Source organism: Klebsiella huaxiensis, from assembly GCF_003261575.2.
Classification (GTDB): domain Bacteria; phylum Pseudomonadota; class Gammaproteobacteria; order Enterobacterales; family Enterobacteriaceae; genus Klebsiella; species Klebsiella huaxiensis.
The window spans coordinates 6,165,362-6,183,608 of sequence record NZ_CP036175.1; the positions used below are offsets into that span (position 1 = coordinate 6,165,362).

An 18,247-nucleotide genomic window follows, 5' to 3' on the forward strand; every position below is an offset into this window, starting at 1 on the left:
AATTAAAAACTCTGGATTGTTACTGCGTAAGCAGGCAAAACCTGATGTCGCCATTCACATGGTGATGTCAGGTTTTTTTTTGCCAAAGAATCCACTATCAGCAAGATACTGGGGTTGTTACCGCGATGCGGGCAAAACCTGAAGCAAATTACGCTGTTTTATACAGGTGATTTGCTTCAGGTTTTTTTTTGATTCCAGGCAAGGATGTTTGAGGGTAAACCATGAAGGCATTAGCCGAAAAAATAATCGCTGGCGTCGGCGGGCGAGAGAACATCATTAGTCTGATGCACTGTGCGACACGTTTACGCTTTAAGCTTCACGATCGGAGTAAAGCTCAGGCTGAGAGACTTAAAAATACCACCGGCATTATTATGGTTGTCGAAAGCGGTGGCCAGTTTCAGGTTGTTATTGGCAATCACGTTGCTGATATGTTCAATACTATTAATGGGTTGATTGGGGTAATAAACAACGCTGATAGTGTAAAAAAAGAAGAGGATAAGGATAATATATTCAATAAGCTTATCTATATTATCTCCGGGATATTTACGCCTTTTATAGGGTTGATGGCAGCTACCGGTATTTTAAAAGGTGTTCTGGCATTATCGCTCGTTTGCGGATGGACAACCGAGCAGAGCGGTACTTATTTACTGATGTTTAGCGTTAGTGATTCCCTGTTTTATTTCTTCCCCATTATTCTGGGCTACACGGCGGGGCAACGATTTGGTTGTAACCCGTTTACTACGATGGTGATTGGTGGGGCGCTAACTCACCCATTGATTTTGCAGGCATTTGAAAAAGCGCAAAATCCGGATAACCCGATCCTGCATTTTCTGGGTATGCCGATTACCTTTATCAATTATACATCTTCCGTGATCCCGATTATTTTTTCTGCCTGGCTCTGTAGCGTGTTGGAGAAAAGATTGAATCGATGGCTGCCTTCAGCCATCAAAAACTTCTTTTCTCCTCTGATTTGCCTGGTCGTTATTACGCCGCTCACCTTTTTAGCGGTAGGTCCGGTGTCTACATGGCTGAGTGAAATGCTGGCGCTGGCCTATCAGTTTCTCTATCAAACAGCGCCCTGGTTAGCTGGTGCAGTGATGGGCGGATTGTGGCAGGTGTTCGTAATGTTTGGCCTGCATTGGGGTTTGGTGCCGTTATGTATCAATAATTTCACCGTGCTCGGTTATGACACGATGCTGCCGCTAATGACGCCAGCCATTCTGGCTCAGGTGGGCGCCGCGCTGGCTATTTTTATCAGCGAACGCGATGCACAGAAAAAAGTGGTGGCGGGGTCCGCTTCGTTAACCGGACTTTTTGGTATCACTGAACCTGCTGTTTATGGTGTTAACTTACCGCGTCGTTATCCGTTTATTGTGGCCTGCGTGAGTGGTGGTATTGGCGCTGCACTAGTGGGTTTCGCGCAGACGAAAGTTTACTCTTTTGGTGTTCCGAGCATTTTTACCTTTATGCAAACCATTCCATCGACGGGGGTTGATTACACGGTTTGGGCCTGCATTATCGGTAGCGTCCTGGCAATGGGATTAGCTTTCCTTGGTACCCTGTTGTTCGGCATTTTTGGCAAGAAAAATAGCCAACCGCAACCAGAAGAATCCACCGTTGAACTGAACAATCAACCGTTGCAGAAATTTGAAACGATCGTCTCTCCCATGAACGGAACTATCGTTCCTCTCGAACTGGTACCTGATAACACTTTCGCCAGCGGTTTATTAGGCAAAGGCATCGCGATTTTACCTAATAGCGGCACGGTCTATTCGCCCGTTTCGGGCGAGGTTATCTCTTTATTTGAGTCATTACACGCCATTGGTATTAAGTCTGATGATGGCGCGGAGATCCTTATTCATGTTGGCCTTGATACCGTTAAATTGAAAGGACAGCATTTTACTTCTCATATTGATGTCGGTGATAAAATTTCTGTGGGTGATCTCTTATTGTCTTTTGACCTCCCCGCGATATCTGCTGCTGGTTTTAATCTCGTGACGCCAATACTAATAATCAATAGTGATGATTATATGGATGTTCTGGTTTTAGGGAAGGAACAGGTTCTTTCCGGGAGTGAGCTTCTGTCGATCATTAAATAAGTATAAATGACAGATTTCCTTTTCTGTAACCATGAGTTTAAAGGAGACATCTTTAATCTTTGCGTTTGAATGATAGCGTTTTTATATAGCGTCAGAGCCGGAGTGTTATCTGGCGTATTTATTTGTTAACGGTATTCCGTTTTATGCCAATAATTAGATAAAGGGATATTATGTTTAAAAGAAATCTGATTGCATCTGCAATTATTCTTATGGCTCCGCTTGCTTATACCGCTAATGCCATGGCGGAATCACTGACGGTTGAGCAACGTCTTGAGCTTCTGGAACAAGCGCTTAAGGATACGCAGAAAGAGCTTAAAAAATACAAAGACGAAGAAAAGACCAGGACTCAGATATGGGTCTCAAATACTCAGCCTGACGGTAATAAAGGAAGCGCTGCTCAACAGGTGGTGAGCGCTCCGGCACCTGCGGGCAGTGCGCAAAAACCAGCCGCCGTACTGGTAAGAAATGATCAAACCACGGCTAATGGAGAATCTATTTATAGCTCTATAACGATGAAAGATTTCAGTAAGTTTGTGAAGGATGAGATTGGCTTTAGCTACAACGGTTACTACCGCTCTGGCTGGGGAACCGCATCTCATGGATCGCCAAAGTCCTGGGCTATTGGTTCGCTTGGCCGCTTTGGTAACGAATACTCCGGTTGGTTTGATTTACAGCTTAAACAGCGGGTATACCAGGAAGGCAATAAGCGCGTTGATGCGATCGTGATGTTCGACGGTAACGTTGGTCAGCAGTACTCCGCTGGTTGGTTCGGCGATAATGCTGGCGGTGAGAACTATATGCAGTTCTCTGATATGTACGTGAATACCAAAGGCTTCCTGCCGTTTGCGCCGGACGCGGACTTCTGGGTCGGTAAGCATGGTGCGCCGAAAATCGAAATCCAGATGCTGGACTGGAAAACCCAGAGAACGGATGCCGCGGCCGGTATTGGTCTTGAGAACTGGCAGGTGGGTGCGGGTAAATTTGATATCGCACTGGTACGCGAAGATGTTGATGATTACAACCGCTCGTTGACCAAAAGCCAGCAAATTAACACCAATACCATTGATATTCGTTATAAAGAGATTCCTCTCTGGGATAAAGCTTCTCTGATGGTTACCGGGCGCTATGTGGCGGCTAACCAAAGCTCATCAGAGAAATATAATGAAGGGAATAATGGATATTATGAGTGGAAAGATACCTGGATGGCGGGGACGTCATTAACGCAGAAATTTGATAACGGCGGATTTAACGAATTTTCATTCCTGCTGGCGAATAACTCTATTGCCAGCAGCTTCTCGCGTTACGCTGGGTCCAGTCCATATACCACGTTTAATGGTAAATATTATGGCGATCATACTAACGGTACCGCCGTTCGCCTGACCTCTCAGGGTGAAACCTATTTGCGTGATGATATCATTATGGCTAATGCGATCGTTTACTCTTTTGGTAACGATATCTATAGCTACGAGACCGGAGCACACTCTGATTTCGAATCCATTCGCGCCGTTGTTCGTCCGGCTTATATCTGGGATAAATATAACCAGACCGGCGTAGAGTTGGGCTATTTCAAACAGCAGAATAAAGATATCGCAGGTAAGAAATATAACGAGTCCGGCTATAAAACCACGTTGTTCCATACCTTTAAAGTAAATACCAGTATGCTGACTTCGCGCCCGGAAATCCGCTTCTATGCGACGTATATTAAAGCGAAGGACATCGATCTGGATAAGAAAGTTGACAGCAATACCCGCAGCATTTTTGAAGATGGTAAAAACGATCAATTTGCCGTTGGCGCCCAGGCTGAAATCTGGTGGTAAAGCTGGCAACGGTCAGGACAAAATTTTCAAGAGGAATAACGATGAAACGACATGCTATTTATTTCGCTCTGGCGCTGGCGGGTGCAGCGTTTTTCGTCCATGCCGCGCCGTTTCCGGCAACGCCAAACGGGTCGATCCCAGTCAGCCAGTATATTACGCAGGTTAACGCTGATAAGAGCATAACCTTCCGCCTGTTTGCGCCGGACGCAAAACGCGTTTCTGTGGTGACGGGCGCAACGCCAGATACCTTTGTTTCTCACGATATGACTAAAGACGAGCAGGGGATCTGGACGTGGAAAGGCGAAGCTCTGGCCCCTAACCTCTACGAATACTATTTTGATGTTGATGGATTCCGATCTGTTGATACCGGCAGCCGCTATCAGAAGCCGCAGCGCCAGGTGAATACCAGCCTGATTCTGGTGCCGGGCAGCATTCTTGACGATCGGGCGGTCGCTCACGGTGAGTTACGGACGTTGACCTATCACTCAAAGGCGCTGAATTCTGAGCGTCGTGCCTACGTCTGGACGCCGCCGGGTTATACCGGTACGGGTGAGCCGCTGCCGGTACTCTATTTCTATCACGGCTTTGGCGACAGTGGTTTATCGGCTATCGATCAGGGACGCATCCCGCAGATCATGGATAATCTGCTGGCGGAAGGCAAAATCAAGCCGATGTTAGTGGTGGTACCGGATACTGAGACCGATGTTCCTGAAGCGATCGCGGAGAACTTCCCGCCGCAGGAGAGGCGCAAAACCTTCTATCCGCTAAATGCCAAAGCGGCCGATAAAGAGTTAATGAACGACATCATTCCGCTGATTGATGAACGCTTCAATGTGCGTAAAGACGCGGATGGCCGGGCGCTCGCCGGGCTGTCGCAGGGCGGCTACCAGGCGCTGGTCTCTGGGATGAACCATCTTGAAAGTTTCGGCTGGCTGGCAACTTTCAGCGGCGTAACGACAACAACGGTGCCGGATGCAGGCGTGGAAGCGCAATTAAACCAGCCGCAGGCGATCAATAAGCAACTGCGTAACTTTACGGTGGTCGTCGGTGAGAAAGATGTTGTCACCGGGAAGGATATTGCGGGTCTGAAAACTGAGCTGGAAAAGCAGAAAATCAAGTTTGATTACCATGAATATCCCGGTCTAAACCATGAAATGGACGTCTGGCGTCCGGCCTACGCCGAGTTTGTGCAGAAGCTATTTAAGTAAAAGATAAGGGGCCAGGATTCTGGCCCCTTATCTTCAATATTTACAGGGAGATAAAATGAAATTAATCGTGACGGAAGATTATGAAGAGATGAGCCTGGTCGCCAGCCATCATGTCCTGGGCTACATCACCGCACCGCGGAGGATGAATTTGGCGGTGACGGCAGGCAGCACGCCGAAGAAAATGTATGAGCATTTGACTGCTGCCATCAAAGGGAAACCCTTTTATTCTCAGGTTCATTATTACAATTTTGATGAGATTCCTTTCCGCGGCCAGGATCGTGAGGGCATCACCATCAGTAATCTGCGTAATCTGTTTTTCACTCCCGCGCAGATTCAGGAACAGAATATCCACAAGCTCAGCCATGAAAACTTTATGCACCATGACCGTCAGTTACAGGAAGATGGTGGCCTTGACCTGATCGTTATGGGGCTGGGTGCTGACGGCCATTTTTGCGGTAACCTGCCAAATACCACGCGTTTCCACGATGCGACGGTTGAAGTTCCGATTGCCGGGGAGATGGTAGGCCTTGTTGCACATGGCGAAATGGGCGGGGATTTCTCAGTGGTACCGGATAGCTACGTTACCATGGGGCCGAAAAGCGTGATGGCGGCGAAAAATCTGCTGCTTATCGCCAGCGGTGCGGCAAAAGCTCAGGCGCTGAAACAGGTTATTGAAGGAGAGGTGAGCGAGCAGGTTCCAGCTTCCGTACTGAAACTGCATCCTTCACTGGTGATTATTGCTGATAAGGCGGCTGTTGCAGAGTTGAGCAAGCCGTAGCTTCACCAGGAGCCTATTCCATTAGGCTCTAAGCGTAGCGCAATCCGGGATAACGCTGGATTGCGCTACGCTCCGCATTTATCGAGTAATATCCCAGCCGCGCGCTTTCCACAGGTCCGGTAATTCGTCCAGGTGGGTAAACGTCGTCACTTTCGGATGCACGATCGGTTTGTTATGCGGATCGGCGCAGAAGTAGAATACCTCCATTCCGGCAGCGATCCCTGACTGCGCGCCTGCGCTGGAATCATCGACCAGAATGCAGTTCTCGACGTTCACGTTCATCGCTTTTGCGGCATGGAGCATCAGGGCCGGATCGGGCTTCCAGCGCTGGATGTCGTACCCGCTGTAGAGACGCTCAGGAAAATGGTGCAGCATTCCGGTTTTGCCGAGAGAGTGCTGCATTTTGCTCACCGGGCCGTTGGAGACCACGCACATCGGCACCTTGACCGAATCCAGCAGCGCCTGTGCGCCAGGGATGACTTCCAGTTCAGTATCAAAGAGACGCGCAACTTCATCGCGGTAAACCGGCTCAAGAGTCGCTTTTTGCAGGTCAACGCCGTACTCCGCGTTAATGGTGTCGATAATCTCGTAAAGTTTTACGCCCTTGAAGCGCTTAAAAATTTCTTCTAAATCCAGCGTAATGCCAAATTCCCTGAACATATGGACGTAGGCGCGGGAGCAGATCACCTCGCTGTCGACCAGCGTGCCGTCACAGTCGAAAAATACTGATTCTGGTTGGGTCATGTCGTTTCCATTTTAGTAAGTTAACGTTTTCGTCATGCTGATTCGTGAGACGCAATCGTTGCCGTATAAGCAAAATCAATGAAAAAAAGTATCTCACAACTGCCCTTATTGTCGCATTTTGGTATAGGATAGCGACGAATTTTCCCTCCTTTGTTCGGAAACCGATAATGAGTCAACAACAAACCAGCCAGTCTTCTGGCCAGGGTCTGCTGGAGCGCGTGTTCAAACTCCGCGAACACGGCACGACGGCACGTACCGAAGCGATTGCAGGTTTCACCACCTTCCTGACGATGGTGTACATCGTTTTCGTTAACCCACAGATTCTCGGCGTGGCGGGTATGGATACCAGCGCTGTTTTCGTCACCACCTGTCTGATCGCCGCATTCGGCAGCATCATGATGGGGCTGTTTGCTAACCTGCCGGTGGCACTGGCACCAGCAATGGGCCTTAATGCCTTCTTTGCGTTTGTCGTGGTCCAGGCGATGGGACTGCCGTGGCAGGTCGGAATGGGCGCGATTTTCTGGGGCGCTGTAGGCCTGCTGCTGCTGACGATTTTCCGCGTACGCTACTGGATGATTGCTAATATCCCGGTTAGCCTGCGCGTCGGTATCACCAGCGGTATCGGTCTGTTTATCGGCATGATGGGCCTGAAAAACGCGGGTGTGATTGTCGCAAACAAAGACACCCTGGTGAGTATTGGCAACCTGACGTCCCACAGCGTATTGCTGGGTATTCTTGGCTTCTTTATTATCGCGATTCTGGCTTCCCGCAATATTCACGCGGCGGTACTGGTTTCTATCGTGGTCACCACGCTGCTGGGCTGGATATTGGGTGATGTTCACTATACCGGCATCGTTTCTGCGCCGCCGAGCGTGACCACGGTGATTGGTCATGTGGATCTGGCGGGCTCGCTGAACCTCGGTCTGGCAGGCGTGATCTTCTCGTTTATGCTGGTGAACCTGTTTGACTCCTCCGGTACCCTGATCGGCGTGACTGATAAAGCCGGTCTGGCCGATGAGAAGGGTAAGTTCCCGCGCATGAAGCAGGCGCTGTTTGTCGATAGCGTTTCGTCCGTTGCGGGTTCTTTTATTGGCACCTCTTCCGTAACTGCCTATATCGAATCGTCTTCAGGGGTTTCCGTTGGCGGCCGCACCGGCTTAACCGCTGTAGTGGTTGGTCTTCTGTTCCTGCTGGTTATCTTCCTGTCGCCGCTGGCAGGCATGGTTCCTGCCTATGCCGCAGCCGGTGCGCTGATTTACGTTGGCGTTCTGATGACGTCCAGCCTGGCGCGAGTGAAGTGGGATGACCTGACCGAATCGGTTCCTGCGTTTATTACCGCCGTGATGATGCCGTTTAGCTTCTCTATTACCGAAGGTATTGCCTTAGGCTTTATCTCTTACTGCGTGATGAAGATTGGTACCGGCCGTCTGCGTGACCTCAGCCCATGCGTGATTGTGGTTTCACTGCTGTTCGTGCTGAAGATTGTGTTTATCGACGCTCATTAATGCGCGTTCCCCTCACACTCGGCATGCTGGCGAGTGTGAGGGAACAATACTACGCTTTAACCCGCTGAATATACTCGGCAAAGGCGCTTAGCTGCCCGCTGAGATGATCGAGCGTACTCTGATCGACCACTTTCCCCTCCTGCGGATCGACCTTGTTCTGAATCACGCCGCCCATAAACTCTGGCTTGTTCATCACCATCGCATCGAGGAAGACCAGAATCTGACGCAGATGATACTGGCAGCGCGCGCCGCCAATAGCGCCCATTGAGCTGGTTTGAATCAATACCGGTTTGCCGGATAGGGGTTGTTCTGGCAGGCGAGACAGCCAGTCGATGGCATTTTTCAGGCCTCCGGGAACCGAGTAGTTATATTCTGGAGTCACGATAACCACACCATCCGCTTCGCGAATTTTCTGAGCAATATCCTGCACGCTTTGCGGGAATCCCTCTTCCTGTTGGGCGTCAGCATCGTACAGCGGAATCGCGCCAATGGATGGTAACGCGGAGATTTCCATTCCCGCAGGCGCAATGCCGGGCAGGGTGCGCGCTACCATGGCATTAAAAGAGCCCTTGCGCAGGCTTCCGAGTAACGTAACAACTTTCAACGTATCAGACATGATTGCTCCTTTGCATCATGATGGCCGGACGGGCCGGTCAGTTGAGGGAGAAGGCTTTTTCGGTTGGTAAGCTGGTAAAGCGCATGAGTCGGGTGGATAACTCTTTTGCACGAATTTGCACGTCAGGCAGGCTGTGCCACCCCGCTTTGCCGCCATATTCCCAGATTTTTAGTTGGCCAATATCCGGGCTTGCGGCGATGGACCAGACCAGCACTGTTTCGGCGTCACAGACGGCTTCTATTGGCTGCATTCTGCCCGTTCGTAATCTGCCCGATCCTGGGAGGAGCTGTAGGTGAACTGGGGATTCCCCAGTCAGTTTCAGGATGCTTTTACGTAGTGCAGCCAGTTGAGCGCGTGCTTCATCGGGGTCGTGCTGATTGCTAATCCATAAACGCTCATTGCTATTAAAAGCGTAGCGGTCAGCATCATGTAATGAATGTAAACCCTGGGTGGTGTGCCGTAGCTCCATATCCAGGCCGCAATCCCCTTCGGTGGTTAGTGCTACGCCGACGATATTTCCGGCATAAGAGATGGAGAAGCGTGGGAGATGCTCGTCGCGAAAAGTCGGTTTACCATTCTCTTCGTCAATTATTTCGGGAAGTTCACTGATGCCATACAACATGAAGAGAAGTTCTGCGAGTAGCGATCGTGATGCACGATAGCGGCTTTGTCGGTACTCGGGCAGGCGTCTTGCCGATTGATGACAGGCCGCCGACAGGCGTGTTGATTGTGGTTCTCTGGTGTTGAGTATCCCTCTTGCAAAATGCGTTGCCATTCGTCGCTCCGTGATTAATGGTCAATGATAAAAACTGCGAATAATATTATCGCTCAGAATAGTCAGGTTTTAATGCGGAAATTCCCTCTTGAAAAGGGAAATTGTGTGAATTTTACAATTTATTGCGCGAACGAGGCAAACCAGGGCTACAACGGGTCGATATAGAGCTGCCTTAGGGTTTCTCGCAGCCAGACGATCTTCGGGTTGTAGCTATTGCGCTTATGCCACAGCAGCGTGAAGGGGACGCGCACTTTCTCCAGAAGCGATGGTTCCAGCGGTAGTGGAAGCGAGACCAGCGGTAGATGGTGCTGCTGATTATAACGCTGACAATAGCGTGGCGCAGTCGCCAGCATCGTATGATTTGGCTGTGCGGCCATAAACAGCGACTGCTCAAAACCTGGCACGGTCAACGCCACGGTGCGTTTATGCCCCAGATCGTGCAGCACGTCATCCAGCGCCCAGGTATCGCTCTGTTCCCAGCATATATTGATGTGCGGATAGCGTAAAAAAGTCTCAAGACTCCATTCCTCGCTGAGTGCGGGGTGATCGGCGCGTAGCCACACCTGCGGCAGGTCGGTAAACAGAACCTCAAAATCGATATACCAGGGCAGCATACTTAGCTGTTCCCGGGAGCGCGGATGGGTTTCACGCCCGCAAAAACCGATATCGACTTCGCCACGAATAATGGCATCCAGTGAATCGTAATCCCAATTACGCAGGCGGATCAGCGCCTGAGGATAGTGCTGGTAGATCCGCTGAGAAAGCGAATTCAGCAGGATCATCAGCAGCGGCGACTCCGCTGCCAGCTCAAACTTCAGACCGCTTGGCATCGTGTGATGAGGCTTATCGAGGATCTGATTGCCCATCTGCATCCAGTCCGCTAAATCCTGCTCCATGCTGCTCATCAGCGGCGTGGGCGACAGTCCCTGAGGGGTTTTAACAAACAAAGGATCGTCAAACCAGGCGCGCAGCTTGGCCAGCGACTTACTCACTGCCGACGGCGAGACGTTCATTCGTTTCGCCGTGCGGGTGACGCTGAGCTCCTGCGTTAAAAGTTGCAGGCACAAGAGTAAGTTAAGATCGAGACTCGACAGGGGTTTCTTCATAGCGCTGCGCGGCCCGCGAAGGGGAAGCGACCATAATCAGAACAATGCTTACTATGCTACAGGCAATGAGTATCCCGATCAGCATATTCATTGCGCTGAGTCCGACGATCGCCGCCAGCCAAATCCACAGCGAAGAGCCGCAGACCTGAGCAATCCCCAAAACTGAGCTTGCGACGCCCGCGCGCAGGGTAAATGGCCCTAAAGCCTGACTCATCGCCACGCCAAAGCCGACGGAGAATCCGGCGCAAATAAGCCCCAGTCCCAGCATTGTCATGGCCTGGCTGGTGGAGAGACTAAGCAGCACCCCAGCGATAAAGAACAGAACCTGTGAGGTCAGCATCAGCGTGCGCGGCTTAAATAGCGTCAGGGCAAACGGCGTCGAAAATGAAACTACCATACTGACCAGCGCCATCATCGCCATTGCCATGGAATAGGTCCCGCGATCGAAGCCCATCTCTTCCATCATCAGCACCGGGGAGACGTTAACGTAGGTCAGGATAGTCGTCACGCTCAGGGTGGTAATGACAATTCGGCTGAGGAAAAAGCGGTTAAGTAGCGACTCGGGGGCGATATTTTGCTGTGTTTCCGTGTGCGGTATGGAGGTTGGGCGCGTTTCCCGCAACGCAAAAATCGAAAGCAGGCCCACCAGAACGCCCATGCCGGTCATGGTATAGAACAGGCTCTGCCAGGGGTATTTCAGCATAATCAGATGGCCCAGCACCGGAGCCAGTACCGGAATAATGCAGGTGATGCCGTTTAGCAACGACAGGACTTTGGCACGGCGGCGATCGTCGAGGGTATCGCGCAGAACGGCAAAGGCGACGACGTAGCAGCTACCCGCGCCAATCCCCTGAATAAAACGCCCAATCAGGAAGTGGGTACTGACCTGCGCTTGAGAACAGAGCAGGGACGCCAGAACAAAGACTATAGCTCCGAATATGGCGACCGGCTTACGTCCTGATTTATCCGCTATACGGCCAGCAAACAGCATCGCGGCGGCCATTCCCGCGAGATAAACCGAGAAGGCAATGTGCAGTTGCGCTTCGCTGGCCCCCAGGTCCTGTGCGATGCGCGGCAGGCCGACCAGATACATATCGATGCCGGATGGATAAAGCAAAACCAGCGCAAAACTACAGATAAGAAAGCGTGCCATAGAACCCCTCGCGATAAGAATGTCGTACAGAATAGAGACGATCGCGCGGCAGTACGAGTTGCCATTTGGACAACAATGATTTCCTGGGAGGAAAAACGCTTCGGAGATAAACGATTATAGGTTAATGGTTTGATTTTATATTGTTTTTTACTGTCTCGATAAATTGATCGCGTAAATGATTACTTATCTGCGAATTCCAGACGAGGCCAATATCCCAGCCAGCCTGGTTTCCTTCAAGATTGTGCAGACTCACTCCGGCAGGGAGGAAGTTACGCACGCTTTCTGGTAGCAACGCGACGCCGTTTCCCCCGGCGATCAGGGCCAATAAAGTATGTATATCATCCGTAACGGACGCGGGTTCAGCTGTGATGTCGCTTTGCAGAAGATATTGCCTTGTTTGTTCCGCCTGGCAGGGGCTTTGATCCGGATTAATTTGCAATATTGTGTTCGACATTAAAATATCCCGCTCGCTTTTTTGCTGCCAGGTTTTTGCTGATGGCACCGCCAGAATAAGTTTTTCATGTTTAATGAATATTGAACTTAGTGGTTCGGTCATCGGAAGGCGAACAAAACCGACATGCAGAGATCCATCCATTAATAGTTTACATTGCACGCTTGATGGAATATGACTCACGGATAACTCTATTCCTGTATGCATATTTTGAAATATGTTGATCCACGCGGGAACGGTATTGAATGATGAAATCCCAAACCCAATTAATAAACTACCGCTATTCTTTTTCTGTATTTCTCGCGTATAACTTAAAAAACGATGGTGTTGTTTTACCAGATCTTGAGCTTTCGAAAACAGCTGCTGCCCAAGCTCAGTGAGTATCGCACCGTGGCGTCCGCGCTGGAAAAGCGCCCCACCGACCTGCTGCTCTAATGCCTGGATTTGTTTGGATAAGGCTGGCTGCGTGAGGTGCAGGGCCATAGCGGCCTTGTGGTAGCTACCTTGTTCTGCAACTGTAACAAATGCGCGTATGAGTCTTATATCCATTCCTGACATTTATCGAACTCTGAAAAAATGGAATTATATACTCTATCATAAGTCAGAGCATACTTGCCAAGAGGTCTTTCATTATAAATAAGGACGATATTGATGTGTCAAAATAAGTCGATAAAGTTAGCCGTTCTTTTCGATATGGATGGTGTATTAATTGATTCTAATGCTGTTATCGAGCGTGCATGGTGTGAAGCCGCGAAAATGTACGGCCGTGAAATTAGCGACGAAGATATTATTAAACATATTCATGGTCAGCCGGGACCGCACACGATTCGCGCGCTGTTTAATGACCTGCCTCTTGCCGATCGGCAGAAAGTCCAGGAACATATTATTTATGTCGAAAACACCGCCAGTTATGAGGCTATCCTTGGTGTGGCGGAGCTTATTACTTCCCTTAAGGACGCGGGGATCACCGTCGGTATTGTTACCAGCGGCTGGCGTGAGAAAATCGAGCGGGTGATTGAAATGCTTCATATTCAGTCCTGCATTTCGGTCATCGTCGAGCGTGATGATGTCGCCAGAGGTAAGCCTCATCCCGACCCCTATCTGCTGGCGGCGGCGCGGCTAGGGATCCCGGCGAATCAGACGGTTGTTTTTGAGGATTCCCGCAGCGGAGTCACTTCCGCCGTTGCCGCAGGAGCGTATTGCGTAGGGATCGGCGGCGATGATTTACTGCCTTACGGTGCAATGCTTGCTATCCCTGACTTTCGTGGGGTTCGCGTTGTGACAGAAGGCGATAACACGCCGGTACTTTTGTTCACTCCTGAACATTCCGTGCAGATGGGAGAGCATCGTTAAAATGAGGAAGGGAAATAATAAAAATCCCGCTTTAACAGACAGTTAAAGCGGGTTAGTCAATGCTCACAAACTGAGCCTATTTGCCAATACAGAAACTGGAGAAAATCCGTCCCAGCAGGTCGTCAGAGGTAAATTCGCCAGTAATTTCGCTCAGGTTCTGCTGCGCCAAGCGCAGCTCTTCCGCCAGCAGTTCGCCTGCCCACGCGCCCAGCAGCTGCGCTTTCCCCTGCTGCAGATGCTCTGCGGCCTCGGACAGCGCCTGCAGATGGCGACGGCGTGCGAGGAAGCCGCCTTCCATATTGGTTTCAAAGCCCATGCTCTGTTTGAGATGGTTGCGCAGCACGTCGACGCCTTCACCGGTACGAGCGGAGAGGCGGACAAGTGAGTGGCCATTTACTTCGCTCAGCCCCAGCGTCTCGCCGGTGATATCCGCTTTATTGCGCACCACGGTAATCGGCAAGTTTTTCGGCAGACGGGCGATAAAGTCCGGCCAGATATCCGCCGGATCGGTCGCATCAGTGGTGGTGCCATCGACCATAAACAGCACGCGGTCGGCTTGTTCAATCTCCTGCCAGGCACGCTCGATGCCGATGCGCTCGACCTCATCGTTCGCATCGCGTAGGCCTGCAGTGTCGATGATGTGCAGCGGCATACCGTCGATATGGATATGTTCGCGTAGCACGTCGCGGGTAGTACCGGCAATATCGGTGACGATAGCCGCTTCACGACCCGCCAGAGCGTTCAGCAGGCTCGATTTACCGGCGTTCGGACGTCCGGCAATCACCACTTTCATCCCTTCGCGCAGCAGGCTGCCCTGGCGCGCTTCGGTGCGTACGGCGTCGAGGTCGGCAATCACCTCGTTAAGCTGGGCTTCGATTTTGCCATCGGAGAGGAAGTCGATCTCCTCGTCCGGGAAGTCGATGGCCGCTTCCACGTAGATTCGCAGGTGAGTAAGTGCTTCCACAAGGTGATTAACGCGTGTGGAGAATGCACCTTGTAAAGAGTTCAGCGCGGAACGCGCGGCTTGCTCTGAGCTGGCATCGATCAGGTCGGCAATTGCCTCGGCCTGAGCCAGATCGAGCTTGTCATTGAGAAACGCGCGCTCGGAGAACTCACCGGGCCTGGCGATACGCAGGCCTGGTAGCATCAGAATACGTTTGAGCAGCAGGTCGAGGATAACCGGGCCGCCGTGGCCCTGAAGTTCTAGTACGTCTTCACCTGTGAAGGAATTCGGGCCAGGGAACCACAGCGCAATCCCCTGATCCAGCGCGCTGCCGTCGCTGTCTTTAAACGGCAGGTAGTCGGCATAGCGCGGCTTTGGCAGCTTGCCGAGCACCGCCTGTGCGACGTCGCGCGCCTTCAGGCCAGAGATACGCAGAATGCCCACACCACCGCGTCCCGGTGGGGTTGCCTGTGCGACGATAGTGTCGTTATGGCTCATGATTACTCTCTATGTAAATGTAAAAAAGGCGGTCTATTGACCGCCTTCTCTGGCATTAACTTTACCGTAGATTCTCGAAATAGTTCAAGTTGCAGGAAGGCGGCAAGTTAGAGAGGCCCCAGGAGCTTACTGAAGTAAGTGACTGGGGCGAACTAACGAAGCCAACGCATCTGCAGCTTGAAGAATGAAGAGAATCAGGATTTTTTCTTCTCGCGGCTATGCAGGCCACGCTTCTCCAGACCACGGTAAATCAGCTGCTGCTGGATAATGGTGACCAGGTTGCTGACGATATAGTAAACCACCAGACCAGATGGGAACCACAGGAAGAACACCGTGAAGATGACCGGCATAAAGGTCATGATCTTCTGCTGCATCGGGTCGGTTACCGTGGTCGGCGACATCTTCTGAATGAAGAACATCGTTGCGCCCATGATGATCGGCAGGATGTAGTACGGGTCTTGTGCTGACAGGTCGTGGATCCACAGGATAAACGGCGCATGACGCAGTTCAACCGAAGCGCTCAGCATGTAATACAGCGCAAGGAAGATTGGCATCTGAATTATCAGCGGGAAGCAGCCACCCAGCGGGTTAACCTTCTCAGCTTTATACAGAGCCATCATTTCCTGGCTTTGACGCTGTTTGTCATCACCCAGACGCTCACGCATTGCCTGAATCTTCGGCTGCAGCATACGCATCTTCGCCATGGAGGTGTACTGCGCTTTAGTCAGCGGGTACATGATGCCACGAACGATAAAGGTGATAACGATGATGGAGAAGCCCCAGTTACCCAGGAAGCTATGGATCCATTTCAGCAGTTTGAACAACGGCTGAGAGATGAACCACAGCCAACCGTAGTCAACGGTCAGGTCAAGATGCGGCGCAACGGCAGCCATTTTGTCCTGAATTGCCGGGCCGACCCACAGGGTGCTTTCCAGCTTATCGGTTTGACCAGGCTGCACCAGAACCGGCTGAGATTTGTAGCCGATAGCCACAATACCGTTACCGAGATTCGCGGTGTAGAAGTTGTTAGTGCCATTGTTCTGCGGAACCCATGCGGTAGTAAAGTACTGCTGCAGCATGGCAACCCAACCGTTTTTGGTGCTGACGTTCAGGTTTTCGTTATCAACGATAGTGTCGAATTTATACTTTTCGTACTTCGTTTCAGATGTTGAATACGCTGCACCACGGAAAGTGTGCATTGTCGTCAGACCACCCGTCTGGGTATCGCGATGCGTCGGCAGATTGGCAGACTGCTTCAGCTGACCAAAGGTCGACACTTCTAGCGGTTTTTCGCTGGCGTTTTGTACGCTATAGGCGACGTTGACCGCATATTCACCGCGCTTCAGGGTGAAAGTTTTGGTGAAAACGTTGCCTGCTTTATCGGTGTACGCCAGTGGAATGACGATTTCGTTCTGGCCATCAGCCAGCACAAACGCATCTTTATCGACGTTATACAGCGGACGCGGTCCGTTAGCCGGGTTATCCGGGCCATCACGACCGGTTAAACCGCTCTGCGCCTGATAGGTAAACTGCGGAGTGGTTTCCAGTAACTGGAACGGTTCTGTCGATTTCAGCTCTTTTGGATAGTCCAGAAGCAGCGCTTGCTCAACATCACCACCGCTGGTGTTGATGGTCAGGTCAAGCACATCGGTTTTTACCGTAATCAGTTTCCCCTGGCCACTGGCCGGTACGCCCTGGTCGGCGGCGCTACCCGTTGCTGTGGTCGTTGTCTGCGTGGTCTGCTGCTGGGGCTGAGGATTGTTATCCTGCTCCCACGCTTGCCAGATCATGAAAGACACGAACAACAAAGCGATGATAAGAAGATTGCGTTGCGAATCCATCGTTAGTGTTCTCTGGTATCAAATGGTCCAGGCGGGACGGGATCGTCACCACCAGGGTGTAAAGGGTGGCATTTTAATACGCGTTTCACCGTCAACCAACTGCCTTTTATCAGTCCAAACCTGCGCAATGCCTCAATTCCGTATTGAGAGCAGGTTGGTGTGAAACGACAGTGCGGCCCGAGTAGCGGACTAATCAGGCGTTGATAGACCCGAATCAGGCCTATCAGGACCCGCGAGCCAGGCGACAGTGGCGGCGCCATAATTTTTCCAACGCTTCCGAGAGAGCACGGTTATCGAGGTCGGCAACCCCCTTCTTCGCCACCACCACGAAATCCATTGGCGGGAGTTCATGTTGACGTAAACGGAAGCTTTCACGCGTCAGACGTTTAATCCGATTGCGTTCATGTGCGCGTTTAACGTTTTTCTTGGCGACAGTAAGACCGATGCGGGGATGCCCCAGCGAATTTTGGCGGCCGAGGATGGTGATTTGCGGCGTGCCAGCCCGTAATGGCTGCTGGAAGACGAAAGTGAAATGACTGGGAGTTAACAAACGTAACTCCCTGGGAAATGCGAGCTTAACCACTCAGGGTTAGCTTTATTACTTGGAAACGGTCAGACGAGAACGGCTTTTAGCACGACGACGTGCCAGAACCTGACGACCATTTTTAGTAGCCATACGAGCACGGAAGCCGTGAGAACGGTTGCGCTTCAGTACAGACGGTTGAAAAGTGCGTTTCATGGCGGTTTCTACCTAAACTTGAATAATTTCACTGACTTTCGCGTATACCCGAACGAATTTCGAACGGCCTACGCCTCAGCGTGGGTGATTAAAGAGGCCGGATTGTAATAATTGTACACTCCGGAGTCAATTCTCTTTCCTTATTTCTCGCACCTTGCCGCACAAAAAATAAGCGATGGCACGATGCGGAAAACGGGCATTACGCGCCGGGTGGGGGATTATACGACCTGGTGGATAAAGCGCAAGGATCGCAAAGGATCTTTGTTAGATCGATTAAGCCCAAAACCAGCATAGCTCATTAATTTTTCCAATATGCGGCTGAAATCGTGCTTCACTCTCCCCGGGATCGTTTACACTTACCCGGCTTCGATCCTTCCTGTGGATAAATCGGGAAGAATCTGTTGAGAAACACAAGATCTCTTTCTCACTTTAGGCTATGATCCGCGGTCCCGATCGTGATCCAATGATCCACATCGGGTAATAACCGCAGATAGCGGTTCGCACGTCACCCCTTTTGTGCAGGGGCTTTTCGGCTAATGCAGGGTCTTGTCGACGTGTGCCAACAATCACGATTGTTTCAGTTTCTCTTTTATATCGATTTTTGTTCGAGTGGAGTCCGCC

At 51.1% G+C, this 18,247-nt stretch carries 18 protein-coding genes; 6 read left to right on the plus strand and 12 right to left on the minus strand.

The genetic code is table 11. The features are described from left to right. Nucleotides 1-221 precede the first annotated feature (221 nt). From bglF to DA718_RS29500, 4 genes are all read left to right on the plus strand, one after another. Nucleotides 222-2,099, plus strand: coding sequence for a PTS beta-glucoside transporter subunit IIABC (gene bglF / locus DA718_RS29485; protein ID WP_112215605.1), 1,878 nt, complete (start codon nt 222-224; stop codon nt 2,097-2,099). A 170-nt stretch (nt 2,100-2,269) separates the two neighbouring features. After that, nucleotides 2,270-3,916 carry a carbohydrate porin gene (locus DA718_RS29490; protein WP_112215606.1) on the plus strand — a complete coding sequence of 549 codons (1,647 nt, stop codon included), beginning with the start codon at nt 2,270-2,272 and terminating at the stop codon, nt 3,914-3,916. Nucleotides 3,917-3,957: 41 nt separating this feature from the next. Further along, on the plus strand, nt 3,958-5,124 hold the full coding sequence (locus DA718_RS29495) for an esterase (protein WP_112215607.1): 1,167 nt from the start codon (nt 3,958-3,960) through the stop codon (nt 5,122-5,124). 55 nt (nt 5,125-5,179) lie between these two features. Beyond that, a complete protein-coding gene (locus DA718_RS29500) occupies nt 5,180-5,902 on the plus strand; it encodes a glucosamine-6-phosphate deaminase (RefSeq protein ID WP_112215608.1) in 723 nt (240 codons plus the stop codon). Between the two features lie 78 nt (nt 5,903-5,980). Here the strand turns inward: DA718_RS29500 and yieH are convergent, their stop codons facing one another. Then, nucleotides 5,981-6,646, minus strand: coding sequence for a 6-phosphogluconate phosphatase (gene yieH, locus DA718_RS29505; RefSeq protein WP_112215609.1), 666 nt, complete (start codon nt 6,644-6,646; stop codon nt 5,981-5,983). Between the two features lie 167 nt (nt 6,647-6,813). On the opposite strand from yieH, the gene adeP reads away from it, so the two are divergent. Continuing rightward, nucleotides 6,814-8,151: an adenine permease AdeP gene (gene adeP / locus DA718_RS29510; RefSeq protein ID WP_112215610.1), complete on the plus strand. Its 1,338-nt coding sequence runs from the start codon at nt 6,814-6,816 to the stop codon at nt 8,149-8,151. Nucleotides 8,152-8,200: 49 nt separating this feature from the next. On the opposite strand, the gene DA718_RS29515 is transcribed toward adeP, so the two are convergent. From DA718_RS29515 to DA718_RS29535, 5 genes are all read right to left on the minus strand, one after another. After that, nucleotides 8,201-8,767, minus strand: coding sequence for an NADPH-dependent FMN reductase (locus tag DA718_RS29515; protein WP_112215611.1), 567 nt, complete (start codon nt 8,765-8,767; stop codon nt 8,201-8,203). 37 nt (nt 8,768-8,804) lie between these two features. Further along, nucleotides 8,805-9,542 carry a 4'-phosphopantetheinyl transferase family protein gene (locus DA718_RS29520; RefSeq protein WP_112215612.1) on the minus strand — a complete coding sequence of 246 codons (738 nt, stop codon included), beginning with the start codon at nt 9,540-9,542 and terminating at the stop codon, nt 8,805-8,807. 146 nt (nt 9,543-9,688) lie between these two features. Beyond that, nucleotides 9,689-10,648 carry an HTH-type transcriptional regulator YidZ gene (yidZ, locus tag DA718_RS29525; protein ID WP_112215613.1) on the minus strand — a complete coding sequence of 320 codons (960 nt, stop codon included), beginning with the start codon at nt 10,646-10,648 and terminating at the stop codon, nt 9,689-9,691. Continuing rightward, nucleotides 10,617-11,801 carry an MFS transporter gene (locus DA718_RS29530; protein WP_112215614.1) on the minus strand — a complete coding sequence of 395 codons (1,185 nt, stop codon included), beginning with the start codon at nt 11,799-11,801 and terminating at the stop codon, nt 10,617-10,619. The genes yidZ and DA718_RS29530 overlap by 32 nt, the downstream gene beginning before the upstream one ends. 121 nt (nt 11,802-11,922) lie before the next feature. Beyond that, complete coding sequence (locus tag DA718_RS29535) at nt 11,923-12,810, minus strand: LysR family transcriptional regulator (protein WP_112215615.1); 888 nt, start codon at nt 12,808-12,810, stop codon at nt 11,923-11,925. Between the two features lie 93 nt (nt 12,811-12,903). Between DA718_RS29535 and DA718_RS29540 the strand changes: the two genes are divergently transcribed. Beyond that, on the plus strand, nt 12,904-13,605 hold the full coding sequence (locus tag DA718_RS29540; protein ID WP_112215616.1) for an HAD family hydrolase: 702 nt from the start codon (nt 12,904-12,906) through the stop codon (nt 13,603-13,605). Nucleotides 13,606-13,681: 76 nt separating this feature from the next. On the opposite strand, the gene mnmE is transcribed toward DA718_RS29540, so the two are convergent. The 6 genes from mnmE to DA718_RS31190 all read right to left on the minus strand — a co-directional run bounded on the left by mnmE (nt 13,682) and on the right by DA718_RS31190 (nt 17,925). Further along, nucleotides 13,682-15,046, minus strand: coding sequence for a tRNA uridine-5-carboxymethylaminomethyl(34) synthesis GTPase MnmE (gene mnmE, locus DA718_RS29545; protein WP_112215617.1), 1,365 nt, complete (start codon nt 15,044-15,046; stop codon nt 13,682-13,684). A gap of 194 nt (nt 15,047-15,240) precedes the next feature. Next, entirely contained in the window at nt 15,241-16,887 is a 1,647-nt protein-coding gene (gene yidC / locus DA718_RS29550; RefSeq protein ID WP_112215618.1) for a membrane protein insertase YidC, read from the minus strand. Nucleotides 16,888-16,889: 2 nt separating this feature from the next. Continuing rightward, on the minus strand, nt 16,890-17,147 hold the full coding sequence (gene yidD / locus DA718_RS29555; protein WP_004871831.1) for a membrane protein insertion efficiency factor YidD: 258 nt from the start codon (nt 17,145-17,147) through the stop codon (nt 16,890-16,892). Continuing rightward, on the minus strand, nt 17,111-17,470 hold the full coding sequence (gene rnpA, locus DA718_RS29560; protein ID WP_004871829.1) for a ribonuclease P protein component: 360 nt from the start codon (nt 17,468-17,470) through the stop codon (nt 17,111-17,113). Before rnpA ends, yidD begins: the two co-directional genes overlap by 37 nt. 15 nt (nt 17,471-17,485) lie before the next feature. Beyond that, a complete protein-coding gene (gene rpmH, locus DA718_RS29565; protein WP_002220736.1) occupies nt 17,486-17,626 on the minus strand; it encodes a 50S ribosomal protein L34 in 141 nt (46 codons plus the stop codon). A 218-nt stretch (nt 17,627-17,844) separates the two neighbouring features. Next, nucleotides 17,845-17,925 (minus strand): hypothetical protein, encoded by an 81-nt coding sequence (locus DA718_RS31190; protein ID WP_420915787.1) that lies wholly within the window; start codon nt 17,923-17,925, stop codon nt 17,845-17,847. Between the last annotated feature and the right edge of the window lie 322 nt (nt 17,926-18,247).

Bases quoted from the DNA above. Each gene is read 5' to 3' on its own strand.
- mnmE (WP_112215617.1), bottom strand. From the start codon at position 15,046: ATGAGCCATAACGACACTATCGTCGCACAGGCAACCCCACCGGGACGC.
- DA718_RS29500 (WP_112215608.1), top strand. From the start codon at position 5,180: ATGAAATTAATCGTGACGGAAGATTATGAAGAGATGAGCCTGGTCGCC.
- yidC (WP_112215618.1), bottom strand. From the start codon at position 16,887: ATGGATTCGCAACGCAATCTTCTTATCATCGCTTTGTTGTTCGTGTCT.
- DA718_RS29535 (WP_112215615.1), bottom strand. From the start codon at position 12,810: ATGTCAGGAATGGATATAAGACTCATACGCGCATTTGTTACAGTTGCA.
- yidD (WP_004871831.1), bottom strand. From the start codon at position 17,147: ATGGCGCCGCCACTGTCGCCTGGCTCGCGGGTCCTGATAGGCCTGATT.
- DA718_RS29520 (WP_112215612.1), bottom strand. From the start codon at position 9,542: ATGGCAACGCATTTTGCAAGAGGGATACTCAACACCAGAGAACCACAA.
- DA718_RS29515 (WP_112215611.1), bottom strand. From the start codon at position 8,767: ATGTCTGATACGTTGAAAGTTGTTACGTTACTCGGAAGCCTGCGCAAG.
- DA718_RS29530 (WP_112215614.1), bottom strand. From the start codon at position 11,801: ATGGCACGCTTTCTTATCTGTAGTTTTGCGCTGGTTTTGCTTTATCCA.
- DA718_RS29495 (WP_112215607.1), top strand. From the start codon at position 3,958: ATGAAACGACATGCTATTTATTTCGCTCTGGCGCTGGCGGGTGCAGCG.
- DA718_RS29540 (WP_112215616.1), top strand. From the start codon at position 12,904: ATGTGTCAAAATAAGTCGATAAAGTTAGCCGTTCTTTTCGATATGGAT.
- DA718_RS29490 (WP_112215606.1), top strand. From the start codon at position 2,270: ATGTTTAAAAGAAATCTGATTGCATCTGCAATTATTCTTATGGCTCCG.
- DA718_RS31190 (WP_420915787.1), bottom strand. From the start codon at position 17,925: ATGAGCTATGCTGGTTTTGGGCTTAATCGATCTAACAAAGATCCTTTG.
- yieH (WP_112215609.1), bottom strand. From the start codon at position 6,646: ATGACCCAACCAGAATCAGTATTTTTCGACTGTGACGGCACGCTGGTC.
- bglF (WP_112215605.1), top strand. From the start codon at position 222: ATGAAGGCATTAGCCGAAAAAATAATCGCTGGCGTCGGCGGGCGAGAG.
- rpmH (WP_002220736.1), bottom strand. From the start codon at position 17,626: ATGAAACGCACTTTTCAACCGTCTGTACTGAAGCGCAACCGTTCTCAC.
- yidZ (WP_112215613.1), bottom strand. From the start codon at position 10,648: ATGAAGAAACCCCTGTCGAGTCTCGATCTTAACTTACTCTTGTGCCTG.
- adeP (WP_112215610.1), top strand. From the start codon at position 6,814: ATGAGTCAACAACAAACCAGCCAGTCTTCTGGCCAGGGTCTGCTGGAG.